The sequence below is a fragment of the Acinetobacter haemolyticus genome, from assembly GCF_003323815.1.
Classification (GTDB): Bacteria; Pseudomonadota; Gammaproteobacteria; order Pseudomonadales; family Moraxellaceae; genus Acinetobacter; species Acinetobacter haemolyticus.
This window is the reverse complement of sequence record NZ_CP030880.1, coordinates 1,281,216-1,299,319: the sequence shown is the minus strand read 5'-3', so window position 1 is coordinate 1,299,319 and position 18,104 is coordinate 1,281,216. Positions and strand designations below refer to the sequence as shown.

At 37.7% G+C, this 18,104-nt stretch carries 15 protein-coding genes and 4 tRNA genes; 7 read left to right on the top strand and 12 right to left on the bottom strand.

The window, feature by feature from the left end; genetic code table 11:
• Genes DS737_RS05865 through DS737_RS05855 form a run of 3 tightly spaced genes read right to left on the bottom strand, consistent with a single transcriptional unit; the run spans position 1 to position 2,656 of the window.
• Entirely contained in the window at positions 1-771 is a 771-nt protein-coding gene (locus tag DS737_RS05865) for an iron ABC transporter ATP-binding protein (RefSeq protein WP_113997025.1), read from the bottom strand.
• Complete coding sequence (locus DS737_RS05860) at positions 768-1,715, bottom strand: iron chelate uptake ABC transporter family permease subunit (RefSeq protein WP_113997024.1); 948 nt, start codon at positions 1,713-1,715, stop codon at positions 768-770. Before DS737_RS05860 ends, DS737_RS05865 begins: the two co-directional genes overlap by 4 nt.
• Positions 1,715-2,656: an ABC transporter permease gene (locus DS737_RS05855; RefSeq protein ID WP_213068182.1), complete on the bottom strand. Its 942-nt coding sequence runs from the start codon at positions 2,654-2,656 to the stop codon at positions 1,715-1,717. Before DS737_RS05855 ends, DS737_RS05860 begins: the two co-directional genes overlap by 1 nt.
• Positions 2,657-3,210: 554 nt before the next feature.
• Between DS737_RS05855 and DS737_RS05850 the strand changes: the two genes are divergently transcribed.
• On the top strand, positions 3,211-5,307 hold the full coding sequence (locus tag DS737_RS05850; protein WP_228206849.1) for a condensation domain-containing protein: 2,097 nt from the start codon (positions 3,211-3,213) through the stop codon (positions 5,305-5,307).
• A 130-nt stretch (positions 5,308-5,437) separates the two neighbouring features.
• On the opposite strand, the gene DS737_RS05845 is transcribed toward DS737_RS05850, so the two are convergent.
• On the bottom strand, positions 5,438-7,270 hold the full coding sequence (locus DS737_RS05845) for an AMP-binding protein (RefSeq protein WP_113997021.1): 1,833 nt from the start codon (positions 7,268-7,270) through the stop codon (positions 5,438-5,440).
• 474 nt (positions 7,271-7,744) lie between these two features.
• Between DS737_RS05845 and DS737_RS05840 the strand changes: the two genes are divergently transcribed.
• Positions 7,745-8,605 carry a siderophore-interacting protein gene (locus DS737_RS05840; RefSeq protein WP_113997020.1) on the top strand — a complete coding sequence of 287 codons (861 nt, stop codon included), beginning with the start codon at positions 7,745-7,747 and terminating at the stop codon, positions 8,603-8,605.
• A gap of 138 nt (positions 8,606-8,743) precedes the next feature.
• On the opposite strand, the gene DS737_RS05835 is transcribed toward DS737_RS05840, so the two are convergent.
• The 6 genes from DS737_RS05835 to DS737_RS05810 all read right to left on the bottom strand — a co-directional run bounded on the left by DS737_RS05835 (position 8,744) and on the right by DS737_RS05810 (position 11,757).
• Positions 8,744-8,817 (bottom strand) — tRNA-Trp (locus DS737_RS05835).
• A gap of 66 nt (positions 8,818-8,883) precedes the next feature.
• Positions 8,884-8,968, bottom strand: a tRNA-Leu gene (locus DS737_RS05830).
• Between the two features lie 148 nt (positions 8,969-9,116).
• Positions 9,117-9,190 (bottom strand) — tRNA-Trp (locus DS737_RS05825).
• 68 nt (positions 9,191-9,258) lie between these two features.
• Positions 9,259-9,343: transfer RNA gene (locus DS737_RS05820), tRNA-Leu, on the bottom strand.
• 100 nt (positions 9,344-9,443) lie between these two features.
• Positions 9,444-10,274: a protein kinase domain-containing protein gene (locus DS737_RS05815; protein WP_113997019.1), complete on the bottom strand. Its 831-nt coding sequence runs from the start codon at positions 10,272-10,274 to the stop codon at positions 9,444-9,446.
• On the bottom strand, positions 10,249-11,757 hold the full coding sequence (locus tag DS737_RS05810; RefSeq protein ID WP_005089765.1) for a DUF3336 domain-containing protein: 1,509 nt from the start codon (positions 11,755-11,757) through the stop codon (positions 10,249-10,251). Before DS737_RS05810 ends, DS737_RS05815 begins: the two co-directional genes overlap by 26 nt.
• Positions 11,758-11,938: 181 nt before the next feature.
• Here DS737_RS05810 and DS737_RS05805 point away from each other — a divergent pair, with 181 nt between their 5' ends.
• The 5 genes from DS737_RS05805 to DS737_RS05785 all read left to right on the top strand — a co-directional run bounded on the left by DS737_RS05805 (position 11,939) and on the right by DS737_RS05785 (position 16,122).
• Complete coding sequence (locus DS737_RS05805; RefSeq protein WP_005084721.1) at positions 11,939-12,829, top strand: ATP-binding protein; 891 nt, start codon at positions 11,939-11,941, stop codon at positions 12,827-12,829.
• A gap of 99 nt (positions 12,830-12,928) precedes the next feature.
• The gene (locus DS737_RS05800) at positions 12,929-14,029 is read left to right on the top strand and encodes a DUF6670 family protein (protein ID WP_113997018.1); all 1,101 of its coding nucleotides are present in this window, start codon (positions 12,929-12,931) and stop codon (positions 14,027-14,029) included.
• A 179-nt stretch (positions 14,030-14,208) separates the two neighbouring features.
• The gene (locus tag DS737_RS05795) at positions 14,209-14,787 is read left to right on the top strand and encodes a TetR/AcrR family transcriptional regulator (RefSeq protein ID WP_113997017.1); all 579 of its coding nucleotides are present in this window, start codon (positions 14,209-14,211) and stop codon (positions 14,785-14,787) included.
• Positions 14,784-15,692 carry a DMT family transporter gene (locus DS737_RS05790; protein WP_113997016.1) on the top strand — a complete coding sequence of 303 codons (909 nt, stop codon included), beginning with the start codon at positions 14,784-14,786 and terminating at the stop codon, positions 15,690-15,692. The genes DS737_RS05795 and DS737_RS05790 overlap by 4 nt, the downstream gene beginning before the upstream one ends.
• Positions 15,693-15,714: 22 nt before the next feature.
• Positions 15,715-16,122, top strand: a complete 408-nt coding sequence (locus DS737_RS05785; protein WP_005084712.1) for a hypothetical protein — start codon at positions 15,715-15,717, stop codon at positions 16,120-16,122.
• A gap of 183 nt (positions 16,123-16,305) precedes the next feature.
• Here DS737_RS05785 and DS737_RS05780 read toward each other — a convergent pair whose 3' ends face one another.
• Positions 16,306-16,809 (bottom strand): hypothetical protein, encoded by a 504-nt coding sequence (locus DS737_RS05780; protein WP_113997015.1) that lies wholly within the window; start codon positions 16,807-16,809, stop codon positions 16,306-16,308.
• 197 nt (positions 16,810-17,006) lie between these two features.
• Positions 17,007-18,014: a tRNA (adenosine(37)-N6)-threonylcarbamoyltransferase complex transferase subunit TsaD gene (gene tsaD / locus DS737_RS05775; RefSeq protein ID WP_113997014.1), complete on the bottom strand. Its 1,008-nt coding sequence runs from the start codon at positions 18,012-18,014 to the stop codon at positions 17,007-17,009.
• Between the last annotated feature and the right edge of the window lie 90 nt (positions 18,015-18,104).

Below are 18,104 nucleotides of genomic sequence, written 5' to 3'. Positions count from 1 at the left end.
TCAAGCTCCAAATGAGTTGAAGTAATTACACATACAGCCACGCTCACTGTATGTAATTTCAAAATCAAGCTCATACAGATCCGTTAATTGCGCCTCTGTAATGACTTGTTCTGTTGGTCCACTAAAATGAAGTTTGCCGTTCTTTAATGCGACAATATGGTCTGAGTAATTGGTGGCAAAATTGATGTCGTGAATCACCAAAATCACCGTCCGGCCTTGTTCATCGCATAAACGTCGCAATGCACGCATAATTTGAACGGCGTGTTTCATATCGAGATTATTTAGGGGTTCATCTAATAAAAGTACGTCTGTCTGCTGGGCAATCGTCATCGCTAAAAAAGCCATTTGCCGTTGACCGCCACTAATTTCATCAATATAAGATTTGCGTAATGGCTCTAAAGAAAGGAATGCAATCGCATCATCAATTATTTGATGATCTTGCTCAGTTAAAGCGCCACGGCTATATGGGAATCGACCAAATGAAATCAATTCCTCTACTGTTAAACGCAGATTAAATCCTGGGGCTTGGCGTAAAGTTGCAATCTTCTTGGCGTATGCCGCTGTACTTATATTGGCAATATTTTGATTATTTAAAAAAATATCACCTTTATCTGATTCAACTAGACGTGCCATCATCATGAGCAAAGTCGATTTTCCCGCACCATTTGGACCAATCAGTGACGTCACTTGCTGTGTAGGGAACTCAACATTTACGTTAGAAAGTACAGGCTTTGCACCATATGATTTATGAATATTCTTGACCTGAATCATGTAACACCTCTGGCACGAACCATCAGCGTAAGGAAATAGATACCACATACGAGATTGACCAGAATACTGACAGTCGTTTTGTAATTGAAAACATGCTCAACTAGAATTTGAGCCGCAATAAAGATGGCTATCGTGACTGCACATCCGAGGGGTAAGGTTAATTTATGCTTATAATTGCCCGCCAATGCATAGGCGATATTTGCAACAAATACGCCCATAAATGCTGTAGGACCAATCAAACTTGTAGATACTGCGACCAGAATCGCGATCATTGCCAAATAAAAGCTGACATAACGATGATGGTCAACTCCAAGTGATTTCGCCTGCTCACGACCTAAAACTAGAACATCCAGCACAGGCAATGTTTTTCTGCCCAGCCATAAAACCACTGATACAGCTAAACAAGAATAAAAGAGTGTTTCTGGTTGGGAGCGATTAAACGTGGCATAGCTAAACCCTTGGAAAACTGAAAACTCCCCTGGACTGATTTTAAGCTGAATAAATTGAGTAATCGTTCCAACGACCATCGTAAGAACTAAACCCAGTAGCAATAGCAAAAAGACATCGTTTCGACCGAATGGCAATAACCACTTATGAATCACCCACGAATAGAGCAGCATTAAAATAAGAGAAATAAAAAAGTTGCCATTTAACCCCAATAGGGTTAATCCGTGCGTCCCGAGAACAAACAGCAGTAAAACCTGCCACAATAAATAAATCGCTTCATAGCCCATAATTGAAGGGGTTAAAATACGATTACCAACTATTGTCTGGAAAACGATCGAGGAAACTGCAACACAAATACCGCCTAGAACAATTGTTGCAAGACGAACAAGCCGTTTAGGAATGACATAATCAAAATCCAATCCCGAATTTAGGAATACAAACACTAGAGCTAGACACAGCACTATCAGAAAAACGATCCATAGCTTCGCCATACGCATTATCGAAGCCCTCTCAAAATAAGGATCAGGAAGATAACGCCTCCTACACCTCCAGCCGTTAGCCCAATAGGAACTTCAAAGGGATAAATAATTGAGCGACCAATAATGTCACAAAGCAATAATAATGAAGCACCACCTAATGCGACGATTGGTAAGGTTTTAGCTAAATTTTCACCGTATTTCAGTGCAACTAAATTTGGAACAACAAGCCCAACAAAAGGAATTGCTCCGACAGTAATGACCGTTGTTGACACAGTAATCGCAACGAGTATTAATCCTGTAGCAGCCATAACGGCATAACTCAATCCTAAACTCGAAGCCATCTCCTCACCCATTCCAATCACGGTAAAGCGATGAGCAAACAAATAAGTCAATAAAACAATAGGAAAAATGATGTAAATGATTTCATAATGACCTTGGACGATTCTTGAGAAATCCCCCATAAGCCACCCTTGCATACTTTGTAAAATATTGGTGCTATAAGCATAGAACTCAGCTAATGCACTCAGCACACTGCCATACATTAGACCGATCACAGGCACCAATACCGTATTTCTAAAACGGATACGGCGAATAATCGCAATATAGATTAAGCTGGCGATAAAACTAAAAATCATCGCAAACAGCATCTTACTGAACGTACTCGTCACTGGAACTAAAGTTAATGACACCAAAATACCCAATTTGGCCGCATCTAAACCACCTGACGTCCCCGGCTCTACAAATTTATTGCGGACAATGTGCTGTAAAATGACACCACACACTGACAATCCAATACCTGTTAGCACAATCGCAATCAAACGAGGTATACGGCTAGCTGTGAGCGTCAGCCAGCTATCTCCAGAAAATGAAAGCAATGCAGACCATTCAATTTGCTCAGCACCGAGCAACAATGAACCGATACATAAAACAATAAAAAGACAGAATAAGCCCAGTTGCATTAGGGGCATGCCCCACTAATACGCGATAAAACTGAAAAGAATCGCAAATCGAGCTGCATACAAAAATGATGATTGAAAATATGTTCAATATTTAATGTGTTTATTGACCTTTCATGATTGAATATTCTCATGAAAATTCCTTAATTTTGTCGTAAGTAAATAGCAAGCTCTCCCAAGAACAATGAATCAAGATCAATATTCATGGGTCTTAAAAATCATTTTCAAGCGGTATTAACTGTCCCAATTTAAAATAATTTCTTTACTAATCAATATTTTATAAAATAACTAGCAAGATATAGATTATTGTTACAGCTATTATTAAAAATGATAATCTTGATGTAAATGAGAATCAATTATAGTATGTTTTAAGTAAAATGTAACCCCTGTTACCACATGTAAAGCATTGAGGTGGTGATCAATTCATTCAAAATCTGGGGATTTTACACGTATGCAAATAAATAACATCATGAATTATATAAACTTTAATCTGATGCCTAAAATTTGCGAAATGAAAAATGATCAAAATAGTTTAATTTATAAAACGGGATTCACTTATGTTGGCACAACTTTCCGAAACTTCATCTCTCATGCCTGTTAGTGACTACGAAGAGCGCATCTGGATGTTGCAATTACAACAACCAGAGCAAGTAGCTCGTCACTTTAATCTATGGAAGCTAAATCAAGAATCTAATCTTCCACTTCTCAGCAAAACAATTCGAGAAATTGTTGAAACTACACCTGATTTGAATGTTCGTTATAAATTTAGCGATGACGGTGATTTATATAAATATCAGTTTGATGATTGGTCAGCTTGCTTGGAACTTAAAAATAGTAAGCTTGAAGAAATATTTGACCAAGTAACACTATTGAAAGCACAAGTTTGGAATGCTGAAATCAATCCACCTTTTTCAACTTATATTTTTGATACTGAACAAGGTTTTTTTCTGCTTTTAATCCTTCACCCCATTCTCGACCAATGCTATCAATCAGCCAATTTCATCGAGGCAATAAAAGATAAATACCAACAATACTCAAGAAACAACGCTTCACTCACCCTAACTGAAATTGAAATACCAAATCATCTTGTTGAAAACACGACAGAAACTCAGGTAGAAACTGATCAAAGCTACGTTTCTCAGGTCATTTTGGAGGAGTTTAGAAATACACTCGCCGAGCCTGAGCTGACCCTAGATGATGACTTTTTTGACTTTGGTGGTCACTCATTATTAGCAACACGAATTATTGGGAATTTACTCAACAAACATGGGATTGAAATTCGATTTAATGATTTCTTTAAATCCCCATCTGCTGTAGGTTTGGCAACCTACGCCGCCATCAAAACCGATAGGATTAAAACCAATACATTAAAAAATCAAGCAAAAGCCCCGCTTACTCTGGCTCAAGATTTTCTTTGGCAAGCATATTCAAGTTTCGATTTCAGTCCAATTTATAACCTACCATTCGCAGTAGAATTTTTGGAAGAAATAGATGAAGGTATCTTATTTCAGGCAATTAAAGATATCGTGGAGAGACATGCAGGCTTGCGTACAACATTCCATACTCATGATGGACAGACCTATCAACAGACTGTCCCAATTTCAGCGTTGGATCAAAAAAAATGGTTTTGGGGGAGTAATGAAAGCAAAAACATCACGCTTGCAAATGAAGCCTCATATAAATTTGATCTTCGCCATGAGCTACCGATCAGAATACGCTTACTTCGGAATGCACAAGGTCGACAAACATTATCATTTTTAGTCCATCACATGGTCATTGATGAGTGGTCTTTAAACACGATTATGTCAGACCTCAGACATGCTTATCTTGCTCGTTCAAATGAAAAAACACCTATGTGGGAAGCACCAGCTCACACAATCCATGATTTTTCGTTGCTTCAACAGAAACAAGGGATCAATCAGAACCACATTGATTACTGGACAGATATGCTAAAGGGTGCAACCAAAGGATTACAACTCGCCACCCCAAATCAAGCGTTTGATATTTCGGAAAAAATACCTCAAGTCAAATGGCTAGAACTCAAGTTTGAATCAGAAATGCATAACAAGCTTGCTAAATTTGCCAGACAGCACAACGCTTCTATTTTTACAGTTCTATATACCGCTATCGCAGATGCTTTGCATAAACAAGGACAACTCAAAGAAATCGTGATTGGTACATCTGCATCTGGACGAACTGATCCTGAATTTTTTGATACCGTGGGTTACTTCACAACAATGGTTGCTCACCGTACTGTATTTAATCCAATAGACTCATTCCAATCATTACTTCAAAATATTAGTACCATGATTAATGATTCAATGGCATATGCGGATATCCCGATTAACCATATACAAAAAGCTTTAGGCATGCATGCCAACGAAGGATTATTATTCGATGTGTTTATCCATATTCATTCAAATAATGCATTAAATGGTGCGTTAAAAGCACCGCATGGGCGGGGTATTCCTTACCGTCAAATCTTGCCTGAACGCGAGGAATCTATGTTCGGCTTACATTTTGAAATCATGGAAAATGTCATTGATGGGCAACATCAACTTAGTATGATTATCACCTATCAAGCGCACCGTTTTCCCACTCCACTTGTTGAAAGTATTTGCGAAAAAATAAATGCAACCTTAGCAGAAATCTAAATTTCGTATAAAACGTATCACCGCAATCGTGTGCTTAAAAGAACGGATTATCCATCCAGCTTTTAAGCACATTGCGATCCTTTTCAATTCAAGGCTACTCAAACGAGCATTCATGCTACTGCAAAATGATCTAAGAATTTATTTGCTGCTGTACTCGATTCACAACATCTTGAACCGTTTTACATGAGATCAAAGTATAGAAATCAATTTGTGTATCAAGCTTTTGAGAAAGCTTCTGTGCAATAACCATCAGTTGTTTCGGCTTAATTCCAATATCCAATATCTCACTTCTATAGAAAATATCCATTTTTTCATCTTTGTTTTCATCGATATATTCACGAAAAATCATCAAAACAGAATTTCCAACATCATCAAATGTAGATTGCGCTTTTGCAGAAGGCGAGTAAATTTGATCTTGAGCCGATGTCTGCAACATTTTTCGATCAACCTTACCGTTTCGGGTTAATGGGATATGATCAACGGCTAAATATTTAGATGGGATATGTGAGTCAGGCAAATAAGCTTTTAAAAAACGCTTTAATTCTAAACCATTTAACTCAGTACTATTATTACGATCTGCTAATGTGTAAATCGCTACCAACTCCTGGGTTTCAGTGGTTGGATGCGTACACCCCACCACAACACAGTGATGAATGTTCGGATTCTTCAATAAAGTATTTTCAACTTCAACAGCCGAAATTCTCACGCCTTTTATCTTTAAATAGCCATCTTGACGCCCAGCAAAAATAATATTTTGATCAGCTCTGAAATAGCCTTGATCACTCATACGAAATGCAATTTGTCTCTCATTATCATTGACTTGAATTTCCATAAAATCTTGATAATCAAGCTTTCCATCACGTAAATATCCATTTGATAAATTCATCCCCACCATATACATCGTGCCCACCTCACCCATTTGGCAAGGCTGCATATTTTCATTTAGGATAAAATATTGATTGTTCTTTAATGCTTTGCCATAAGGAATAACCGTCTGATCCGTATCACTAATTTCATGCCATATACTCCAAATTGTGGTTTCTGTAGGACCACCCAATGAAAATAAGCGCGCATTCGGCAATTGTTGTCTTAACTTGGATATTAGCGAAGGTTTTATATAGTCACCTCCTTGCGCGATTAAACGGAGCGACTGTAGTTGCTCAGTGCGGGCCACACTGACCAACATATCCACAATCGCTGGAACACTACTCCAAACTGAGACTTTATATCGTTCTACTAGCTCGGCCCAAACCAGAGCATTTTTACTCTGTTCAAATGACGGAACAATCAACGTTGCACCAACAGCCATGGTAGCAAATACATCAAACACAGACATGTCATGGTGAAAAGGTGTTATCGCTATAACGACATCGTCAGAACTGATCTTCCATTCTGCGATGGTATGCGAGAGTACATTTGCAGTTGCCAGATTGTTTAATACAACACATTTCGGCATACCAGTACTGCCAGATGTATATAAATAATACGCTGGTGAACGATTGATCTCATAACGCCATTCTGGATCACAGACGATGGTATTGAGTAAAGCCTGATTGATATTTAAATTCGGTATACCTTCTACCAACGAGTCACTGACCGCAATCTCAGCACGACTATTTAAGAGTAAATAACGAAGCCTTGATGATGGTGAATCCATATCAATCGGTAACCAAATCATCCCCGTTAACGCACAAGCTAAAGCGGTATAAATATGTTCAGGGTTTTTTCTCAAACAGATTGCGACCACTGATCCTATTCTTAAATCCTGCTTTTTTAATGCAGAAGCAATCTTAATGACATTCTGCCCTACTTCAGCATAGCTGATCTGCTGACCATTGAATATCAATGCTGTTTTATTCGAGTTTCTACCTGATATATTTTCATAAATTTTTTTCAGGTAATTCTCTAAATCTATATTTTTACTATTAAATTTTAGTAAATCTTGATTTAAATCTTTTTGCATACAGTTCAATCCTCAACATATTTTCTATTTCATACTTTCAAATCGAACATTCAAAAATAAAGTGATAAAAATACTGGAAAATGATCATTTAAGGCATCATTGATTTTGATCCAGATAGCTCAAAATGGATTGTCAAAGTAACCATTAAAAATCTTCTCTCTTATATTTTTTTGTTCGAGGTTTGATAGCTTAGCAAAATAATACAAATGATAATCATTTTCAATTGTTAATTAATGAATCAACCTCAACGCGACTCTGAATATTATTTATTAAAATAAATTATGAATATCAAAGATATAAATTAAAAAGAAAACTCATTTGAAGACTTTTTACAGAGGATATTTCAACTCCACAAACACAATTGATAACAATTATCATTTACAATGATGCAGCACTTCGCTATCTTAGTAAATAAAGACTGTGATTACTTCACCTCACAACACCTATCATGATCGTTTAACTTAGGCTATATCAATGACAAAAATAGCAGAGAAATCGAAACAAAAATCCAGTAATTTACTGAAAGAGAAAGACCATTTGCAAGATATGGAACAACTGGAGATGACCGTTGTTTCAATCCAAGCCCCTTTTCCATCCATTATCCGAATTCAGGGCACGATACATACAACCCAACCAGAACTTTGGAAGTCTCCAAATTTGGCAATTCGTTTACTGGTTGCTCAGCACGCAGACGGTCAACCCATCTCTCGTGTGTATACGATCCGTTCTTTTGATCCAATAAATGCTCAAATTGAAATTGATTTTGTCAAACATGAAGATTTAAGCCCTGCGATGCAGTGGCTTAATTCAGCACAAGTCGGCACAAAAATTGGACTAATTGGACCAAGACCTCATTTTATTCCAAATTTCTCATCTCAAAAGCATGTTGTTATTTTTGCAGATGATACGGCTGTTCCCGCTGTTTATTCGATACTTAAACACTGGCCACATGGCATCAGTGCGGATATCTATATAGAAAGTGCTGAAAAAAATATTGCTTGTGACTTCCCCAATCTCGATCAGATTCAGATCCACTTATTGCATAAAGATCATCACGCTCTAGAAAAAGGCCTCCTGTTAAAAGCAGCATTTCAACTAGAAAACTATGAAAATGTAACGATCTGGGCGGCATGCGAACGCAATGAGGCAAGAGCATTACGTCATTTTTTCGTTGAAGATAAACAGTTTGATAAAAATGACGTACGTATTGCAGGTTATTGGAAAGATGGCGTATCTGGTTCAGAACTAGATCAACTACGCGCTCAACATTATCAAGAACACATTCAACGAGGGAAAACCTTATACGAATATGATGATCTTGATATGTCAATTTAACTCAATACATTATAACAATTTAGAGGCTAAAACCATTTAGCCTCTTGAAACAATAACAGCACGATTAAATACACAACAAAAAAGGCTTAAACCTTTTTGATTTAAGCCTTTCTTTATTTACATTGCATACTTGCAAAGTGGCAGAGGATCAAGGACTCGAACCTTGACGAACGGTTTTGGAGACCGTCATGCTACCATTACACCAATCCTCTATAACGCTGTGATTAACTCATTTCTGACTTAATCTTTAAAAAGTAAGTTCTTACTTTTTAATAATTTGGTGGGGGCGAAGAGACTCGAACTCTTACACCTTGCGGCGCTGGAACCTAAATCCAGTGCGTCTACCAATTTCGCCACGCCCCCGATGGATGTGTATATTAGTGATAAACCTTTCTGCTGACAAGTCCTTTTTTATAAAAAACTATGCATCTCAAGGCTAATGCTTTTTTCATATACAAATGAAAAAATACAGAAATAAAAAAAGGAACTTTAAAAAAGTTCCTTTCATATTTGGCAGAGGATCAAGGACTCGAACCTTGACGAACGGTTTTGGAGACCGTCATGCTACCATTACACCAATCCTCTATAACTTCATGATTAACTCATCTCTGATTTAACCATAAAAAAAGCAAGATACTCTTGCTTTTTAAATTTGGTGGGGGCGAAGAGACTCGAACTCTTACACCTTGCGGCGCTGGAACCTAAATCCAGTGCGTCTACCAATTTCGCCACGCCCCCGATGGCTATGCATATTAGTGAGAAAGCAGCTTTATGACAAGTCTTTCTGAGAAAAAACCCATTTAAATGAACATATAATATTCAAATCAATTATTTATGTTTATTTTTGCAGCAGATTAATATCATTTAACAAGACTTGTGCATCTAGAACAGAACATAAACGTTGCTCAGAATGTTTTTGAGTCAAACCTTTTAATAATGGCAAAAATGGCTCCAATTGCTTGGAAACTTGAAGTTGCAGCTGCTGACAGTGTAATACGGCCCAATCGTGATAGCTATTTGCTCTCAGTTTGGTCTGAGTCAACCATTCATATAGAATAATTCCCAAAGCATATAAATCACTCTGCACTGATTTATTTTTGCCATGAAATAGCTCAGGTGCCATATAGTGTGGTGTTGCGTTCAAATTATGAGTTTCATGATGCAATTGCAGACTTTGCTCGAAATCAATCAATCGACATGTATTTTTATATAATCGGAAATGTTCAACCTTTAAATCACCATGAATCCATCCCATTTGATGTAATTCACCAAGCGCATATAAAGCTTGCTGGATCATTTGTTTAATTGTTTCAAGTGGTTGGTATGGATTCAAATCAGTAAAAAAAGGAACTGAATCCAATACGACTAAACCAATCCCCTCGCCTAAATCACGAAGAACTGAGCTTTGCTGTGCCAAAGAAATAATCCGATGATCAATAAGAAACGAAGCGTTATCGGATGAACACGACTGATAGAAACTTAACTCATGTTGAAAAGCAGCCTGTAAAATCGGGTTGGTATTGGTTAAATGGAATTTAAGCCAATACATCTCCTGACCCATTTGAAAAGTATATAGTCGTCGACCATACGCATAGCTTTGACTTTTAGTACGAAGCTTTAATTCATCAGGTTGGATATTTGAATCAAAGATCCACGTAGTAGAACTCATTTTGCTGCTTTTCTTCCTGCTTTCGCAATGATGCTAAGCAATGTTCAATGGTTTTACCAATGCGTGCATGGGTTTCTATTGAGGCAATTTTAGGCCATGTCGCACGCTCACCTTCTTGTTGTAAAACCTGAAAGAGTTTTGGACGTGGATTTTGTAGCATATAGCTATAATGTCTTAAACCATATTTGGCAATAATATTGACATCACCATAATAGCGCTGCCCTAAAATACCATAACCATGATCAAGCGCGCGACGTATAGGGAAAAAGCTTCCCAAAGAGTTACGTGTTAAATCCATGACATCCATCGCCACCGCTTTACCCTGATGCCTGATAATTCGTTCAGGCCAACTCAACACATCACGACGGAATCGCGCAGAATCACTTTGCATAAATGGAACAATATGTGGATTTACCTGACTCGCAATGGTGTAATTAATATTATACAGCCTTGCCATTTTTTCTTGAGGGAAGTCGCTGCGCATACTGCCATCTACCCACTTGGTATTCGACATATACGGCGTATGTTGTCCATCATAGCGTTTACTGGTCAAATGCACTGGTGGAAATAGGACAGGAACCGCACATGAAGCAAGCACAGCGCTCCAGACTAAAACATGTGGTGCTGTTAAAGCATTTAAAATGCGCGGATTTTGTGCGGTATTATACGGGGCGACAGCAATATTGATATGTAATCCTGAACGCTTATAAGCCTCGGCAAACGTCACATCGCCTAAGTTTTGTACCAAGAATTTTTTTAAGTACATCACATCAGCAATGCCACCATTACCCTTGATCAACTCTATAATTTTTCTAAAACGAAATGCTTTATGAAAAAAATGTTCCCCAGTGAGTAACTCTGGAATCTGGTCTGGTAAAGAGACGCCGAGCATTCCCGTCATGATTGCCCCTGCACTCGATCCAGAAATAACCTTGGGGAGCAAATCACGCTCTAATAGTGCTTTACAAACACCCGTATGGAATAGCCCCAATGTCGCACCACCAGACAGCATCAATGCAGGTTGGCCATAGGCTTTTTGGCATTCTTCAAAAAACTGGATTTTTTCTTTAAGCTGGAACGTTATACATTCACTTGATGATAAATAGCGGAAGCATTCACTTACTTCTTCTACATAGTTTTCGATAATTTTTTTCGTGCCAATATAGGTTTCAGCAAACAACATCGGATGCCCGATATTGGCAAAATCATAAGATAAACCTTCTCGCAACACGTACATTAAATCTAATGTGCGATGCTGTGTTCGATATTTCTTTAACAGGTTGTGTCGCCTAGACAGAATTTCAGCATCGAAATAAGGTGACTCATTGTCATATTTCCATGCCTCGGTCCCCATTTCCTGATCTAATTTTAAAGCAAGCTCTTTCCACTCTTCATAACTACTTGTATGTCTTAAACGCTCTTGCAACACACCTACTCGATAAGTTTGGTATGTATTTCTTTTTCCTAAAAGCAGATTTGACATGGATGATCCCAATTTTTAATCGTATTTTTCGAATCGTGCACCTATACAATGCAAAAAGCTGTCGCAACAATCAAGGGTTAAATCGACGTATTGCAATATTTATGATGATATTTTCTTTTTTTCCGCGAAAGCAATGCTAGTATCCTTAATCATTGATTACTGAGTTTGGTTTGTATTCATTATGGCGATCCTCAATTTACCTGATTCTATTCTCCAATCATTATCGAGTGTTTTAACACAGCTTCAACAAGTTCTCCCTGCACCAAAACAACCCACCGATTTTTCTGCAATTGCCTTTCGATGGGAAAATCAACAATTGGTTGCCGTACAACAACCTAAAAAAATGTATTTAGAAGATCTCAAAGGAATTGAGCGCCAAAAAGATAAAATCATTCAAAATACGCTACAGTTTTTAAATGGTTTTCCTGCAAATGATATTTTGCTGACTGGTTCGCGTGGTACAGGTAAGTCCTCAATTGTTCGTGCCTTACTGACAGAATACTCAGCACAAGGTTTGCGCTTAATTGAAATCGAACGTGATGATTTATCTGATCTGCCTAAGATTCAAAAACTGATTGAACATCGTCCTGAGAAGTTTATCGTCTATTGTGATGATTTAGCATTTAATGCAGAAGATGAAAATTATCGTAGCTTAAAAAGTGTTTTAGATGGCTCACTACAGTCAGGGTCAAGCAATTTTATTATTTATGCCACCAGTAACCGTCGTCACTTATTGCCCGAATTTATGCATGAAAATACCCCGGTGCGTAAAGTTGATGTACCCCAATATACAGAGTTGCATCCACAAGAAGCCATTGAAGAAAAAATCTCGCTTTCTGACCGTTTCGGCATGTGGCTGTCATTCTATCCAATGGATCAGCAACTGTACTTAGAAATTGTTGAGCATTACATTACTAAAGCAGGTTTGGAATATAACGATCTGGTTCGTGGCGAAAGTTTGAAATGGTGTCAGGCACGTGGTCAACGCTCTGGGCGTGCAGCCTATCAGTTCTCAAAGCATTGGATCGGCTCGCAAAACTTAGAAAAATTGTCCAACAAAACCAATCAATAAATGTCCTGAAAAGCTGTAGCGCTGTCCTTATTTCCGCTTAGCAATGGCAGTTGTTTTTCTTAACCTAAGTCTCAGCATAAGATGAGTATAGGAATAAAGATGAAAAAACAACTGCCACCCACTTCCCTGACCAGTAAAACCTTGGGCAAAAGCTTGTTGCTCGCGCAAGGCACCTTGGATCAAGCTAAAAAATACTCAACGCTTCCATTTTCTGAACCTGAAATTATTATTCCAAGAACCAATGAGAAGTTTTATACGTGGACACATTATGGCATCTTCTTTCCACTCCTGCCTGAACCACACCGTTATTTGAATATTATGATTTTGTTGGGAACACCCGGTGCACTGGCTTTTGACCATGATGACATCACTTTAGGTGACCCAAGAAACACGGCAACGTTTTTTTCAAGTACAGCGGCATTAGATAAGCATCTCTTAAAAGCCTATATCATTTCAGATGAAACCAAGATTCTAGAAAATGGCACTCAGATTGAATTGGGTGAAGAAGTTTCGATTACAGGGACTTTACCTCATATTCATCTTCAAGGTGATTATCATGGTCTACATTTTGAATTTGATTTAGATGTCACTGATCAAGTCTCATGGTTTATCAAGACTCCTATTTATGATCATTTTAGCCTGTTGGCTAAATTCAAGGGTCAACTTGAATATCGAGGTGAAACGACTGTAGCAGAAGGTTTATGTACCTATGAATATGCACGTGCAGCTGGTGCACATGGTGTTATTAAAAAACTATTGCCTGAGGCGTATAAGCTACCGCTTGATTTCTTTACCTATCAAATTATCAACCTAAATGAGACAACACAATTGTTGTTAACCAAAGCGGATATTTTAGGAAAGCCTGCTGCTTATTCTCTACATGTTAGACACACTGATCGACCAGCAGAAATCTATACCCATGTTGAATTTAGGGTCATCTCTCATCAAGTTGATGACTATGTTTCACCTAGTGGTAAGAAAATGCGTTTACCCCAGTTATTCTCATGGATGGTAAAAGACACAGCAGATCAAAAAATCTTAGAAATCTATGCTGAAATTGATAGTCCATTTCGTTATGGGCATGGCATTGGCTATGCTAGTGCCTACACTTTCACAGGTGAATATTTGAGTCAACCCGTTCAAGGACGTGGCTATATCGAATATATCGATGTAGAGAATCAGAGTGCATTTCAAGATTAAGTCCATTACAAGCTTTCACAAAACAATAAGTCTTTGAAATTATTCAAAGACTTATCAAACCCTATCCAACGCCCATTTCATATCTAGAAAAGATTACGACCTGTTTAAAAATTCATGCTTGATAAATCAGTGAGTTCAACTTAATATTAGGTAGATCGGTATACCTAATAGATGTTTTTATGAGCACAAAATCTGCAAAACAAAAAATCTTAGAAACAGCCTCTGTATTGTTTTATAACGATGGGATTAACAATACAGGGATCAATAGCATTATTGAAAAAGCTAGCGTCGCCAAAATGTCGCTGTATAACAATTTTAAAACCAAATCCGAACTGGTGACTTACTATATCGAAGCTCGTCATCAGGAATGGTTAGATTTATACGAAAAAAGAAAAGCAACAATCCAATCACCTATCGAAGGCGTTCTCGCTGTTTTTGATGCCTATCAAGATCATGCTGAATTTGCTTACGAAAATGGTTTTCGTGGTTGTGGACTACTCAATGCCGCAGCAGAATTTCCCGCTCATAGTCCAGAACGTTTAGCTGTGAAAAAACATAAAGATGAAGTTGAAAGTATCGTGGCACAGCATCTAAGCCAATTTATTGCCGATGATGAAAAAGTCAAACAGCTTTCTCTTTTACTTTCTTTTCTTTTAGAAGGCTCTATCGTCCTCGCCGGTTTGGAAAGTTCAAGCACAAAAGTCTTTGCTGCTAGACAAATGGCTCAAACCTTATTAGAACAAGAGATTTCAAATTGAAAAGCTCAACATTCAACTTAAGTTCACATTATGGATTTATCGCAGTCCTAGTCGCTTCAATTTTATGGGGAACGACAGGTACGGCTGCATCTTATGCACCCAACTTGAGTCCTTTAGCGATTGGGGCGATTGCAATGGGTGGTGGTGGCCTGTTACAAGCCTTACTGGCACATAGAAATATTCTCGGTCATTTACCCCAGATCCGTAGCTATTTACCCCTACTGTTAGTTGGCGTAATTTCTGTCGCTATTTATCCATTGGCTTTCTATTCGTCGATGCGTATGGCAGGGATTACTATTGGCACAGTCATTTCAATTGGTTCAGCACCTTTATTTACAGCACTCCTGGAAAAGTTCTTTGACAAAAAATCACTATCAAAGCAATGGTTTATCAGCTTCATTTTTGGTGTTATCGGTGTATTTCTTTTGTCGATTGGTGAATCACATTCTCATGGATCAACACAAAATATCTCCACAGATCAGAAAACGATTGGGATTATTCTTGGACTGATTGCAGCACTTACCTATTCTTTATATTCATGGGCTGCCAAGAAAATGATTGATCGTGGTGTCGACTCTAAAGCCTCCATGGGCTTAATATTTGGGTTTGGCGCTTTAATTTTGTTGCCTACATTATTTTTTACTGGGTCTAATCTATTTGATGAACCGATTAACCTCTATGTTGTCGGTTATATGATGCTTATTCCAATGTTTCTCGGTTATCTGTTATTTGGTTATGCTTTAAAAACAATTTCTGCCAGCACCGCAACCACGCTTACTTTATTTGAGCCACTTGTTGCAGCACTGTTTGCAGTATTGCTGGTCGGTGAGCGATTAGCACCGATTGGTTGGATAGGTATGATTTTGATTTTTGTCTGTTTGGCTGTGTTGTCTAAAAATAATTAACTAACCTATGCGAGTTTTTAATATGTGTGAATGCCTAATGGTAAAATCTTTTTTTGCATGCCCAGATGATTTCACTAATCTTTTTAGTTTTAATTTTAAGGCAGTTTATAACTTTCCAGAATACTTCAGAGAAGAACCTCCTACTAATGAAACAATACCAGATTTTAATTATTCTACAACATCCTACCAATGTTCAGAATGTCTGCAATGGTGGTATTTTGAGTGTTCGCCGACGGAACAGCCTTACCCGATCTTAGGTATTAAATTAAATACTAAAAACCATCTTTTATCAGAAAGTGAGGTTAAAGCGGTAAAACAATTTCTAGCTGTTCTTAGTCATGAAGGATTCTCAGCAGAAAAATGTATTCATCATGGATGCTCAAACTTAGCTCTTAAAAGCATTAAAATGTGTGTTAATCATTTTATTTAATATTAAATAGACCTCCTCAATAGGAGTTTTTTTTATAAATACAGCTAAATAGGCTGACCAGAATCAGCTGATTTTTTCTTATTCATCAAAATATAAATCAAACATTGGATGAGACTATTTGACTTTCGATGCAGAAAATAAATTTCCTCTGCATCGTTTTCGCTCTACTATAGAACGTTAATATCAATACTCTTTTGCTAACTTCTCTAAGGTTGTCAGCATTTTTCTTACTACACTTCTTTTATGCTGCAACATATTTTTGATATTCGCTGGATTGAAACCCGTTAATTTCGCAATACCACGACTGGTCATGTATTCACCCGTCTTTTCAAAGTGTTTTTCACTTAGCTCAGTTTTTGCATTAGAAAATCGAACGGCTAACTTATAATCGTTAAACTCAGACCATGCACCCGTCTTATATTCATCCGCATCAAAGTCTTTTTTCTGCTGAGCTGGTTTTTCTCGAAGAATATTACTTAAACGATTAATGACAATTTTCTCTTCACTTTGTTCAATCAATTGATAAAGTTTAGTTTCTTCAAATGGACGCCCTAAAGCGATATCTTTTCTATATTGTTCAATTACTTTTTCTTTTGATGCAACCACCTCCTCACCTTTTTGAGTAAGGCATAGAATCTTAAATAAAGATTCTAATCGGCCACAAGTAAAAATATAAGAAATTTTCAACGTCTGTACTCCGCGATGAGTTTTCACTCATCAAAATAAATAATATATCCAATACTTTAATACGATAGCGTTAACAACAAACTCGCTATGGATATCAATCAAGAATCTGACTTTTAAATATAAGAATAGTTCAGCAAATCCAGAGACCTCTCTGATTTACTCATCGTCTCACAACCTATCAAAAGGATGCGTTTAATTTAGGTTGGTTTTAACTCGGTCATCGGCCAACGTGGCGTCGTCGTTACAGCTAAACCATCTTGCTGTCCAGCTTTTAAACGCTGATAACCTGCAAAAGCAATCATGGCACCATTATCAGTACACAGTGCAGGCTCGGCATAATAGACTTGTGCTTTGATCTTTGCCAGTGAAGTTTCTAATTGTTCACGTAGACGAACATTCGCACTCACACCTCCAGCAATCACCAATCGCTTTAAACCTGTTTGCTTTAACGCTTTTACTGATTTTTTAGTTAGCGTATCAACCACCGCTTCTTGAAACGAAGCTGCAATATCGGCATCACGATTTTCTTCACCAAGTTTTTTAAGTTGGACAGAAACTGCCGTTTTTAAACCACTAAATGAAAAATCTAAACCTTGATGTAAAATTGGGCGAGGAAAATCAAAAGCTTGAGCATCACCATTTAAAGCCAACTTGGCAATATTAGGTCCACCTGGATAAGGGAGCTTCATCATTTTCGCAACTTTATCAAAAGCTTCACCTGCGGCATCATCAATCGATTCACCCAGTAACTCATACTGACCGATGCCATAAGCCGCCATCAATTGTGTATGACCACCTGAAACCAATAAAGCCACAAAAGGAAATTCTGGTGGTGTTTCTGAAAGTAATGGTGCAAGCATATGACCTTCCATATGATGCACCCCAATTGCAGGTTTATTTAAAGCAAAAGCCAATGTTCGACCAAACAATGCACCTGTCATCAATGCGCCCATTAAGCCAGGGCCACGTGTATAAGCAACTGCATCAATTTCATGTTTTTGAACATCGCTTTGTTCAAGCAATTGATTCATTAAAGGAATCATTTTGCGAACATGATCACGTGAAGCCAATTCTGGAACAACACCACCATATTCTGCATGAAGTTTAATCTGACTATAGAGAACCTGTCCTCGCAAGCCGAGTTCGCTATCATAGAGTGCTAACCCAGTTTCATCACACGAAGTTTCTAAGCCCAAAACTATCATTAAACTGCCTTTACAACGATCAAAAATAATATCGAAGCTATTATAGACTTGTGATCTGAGTTGTAAATGAGTAAAATACTGACCTTCACT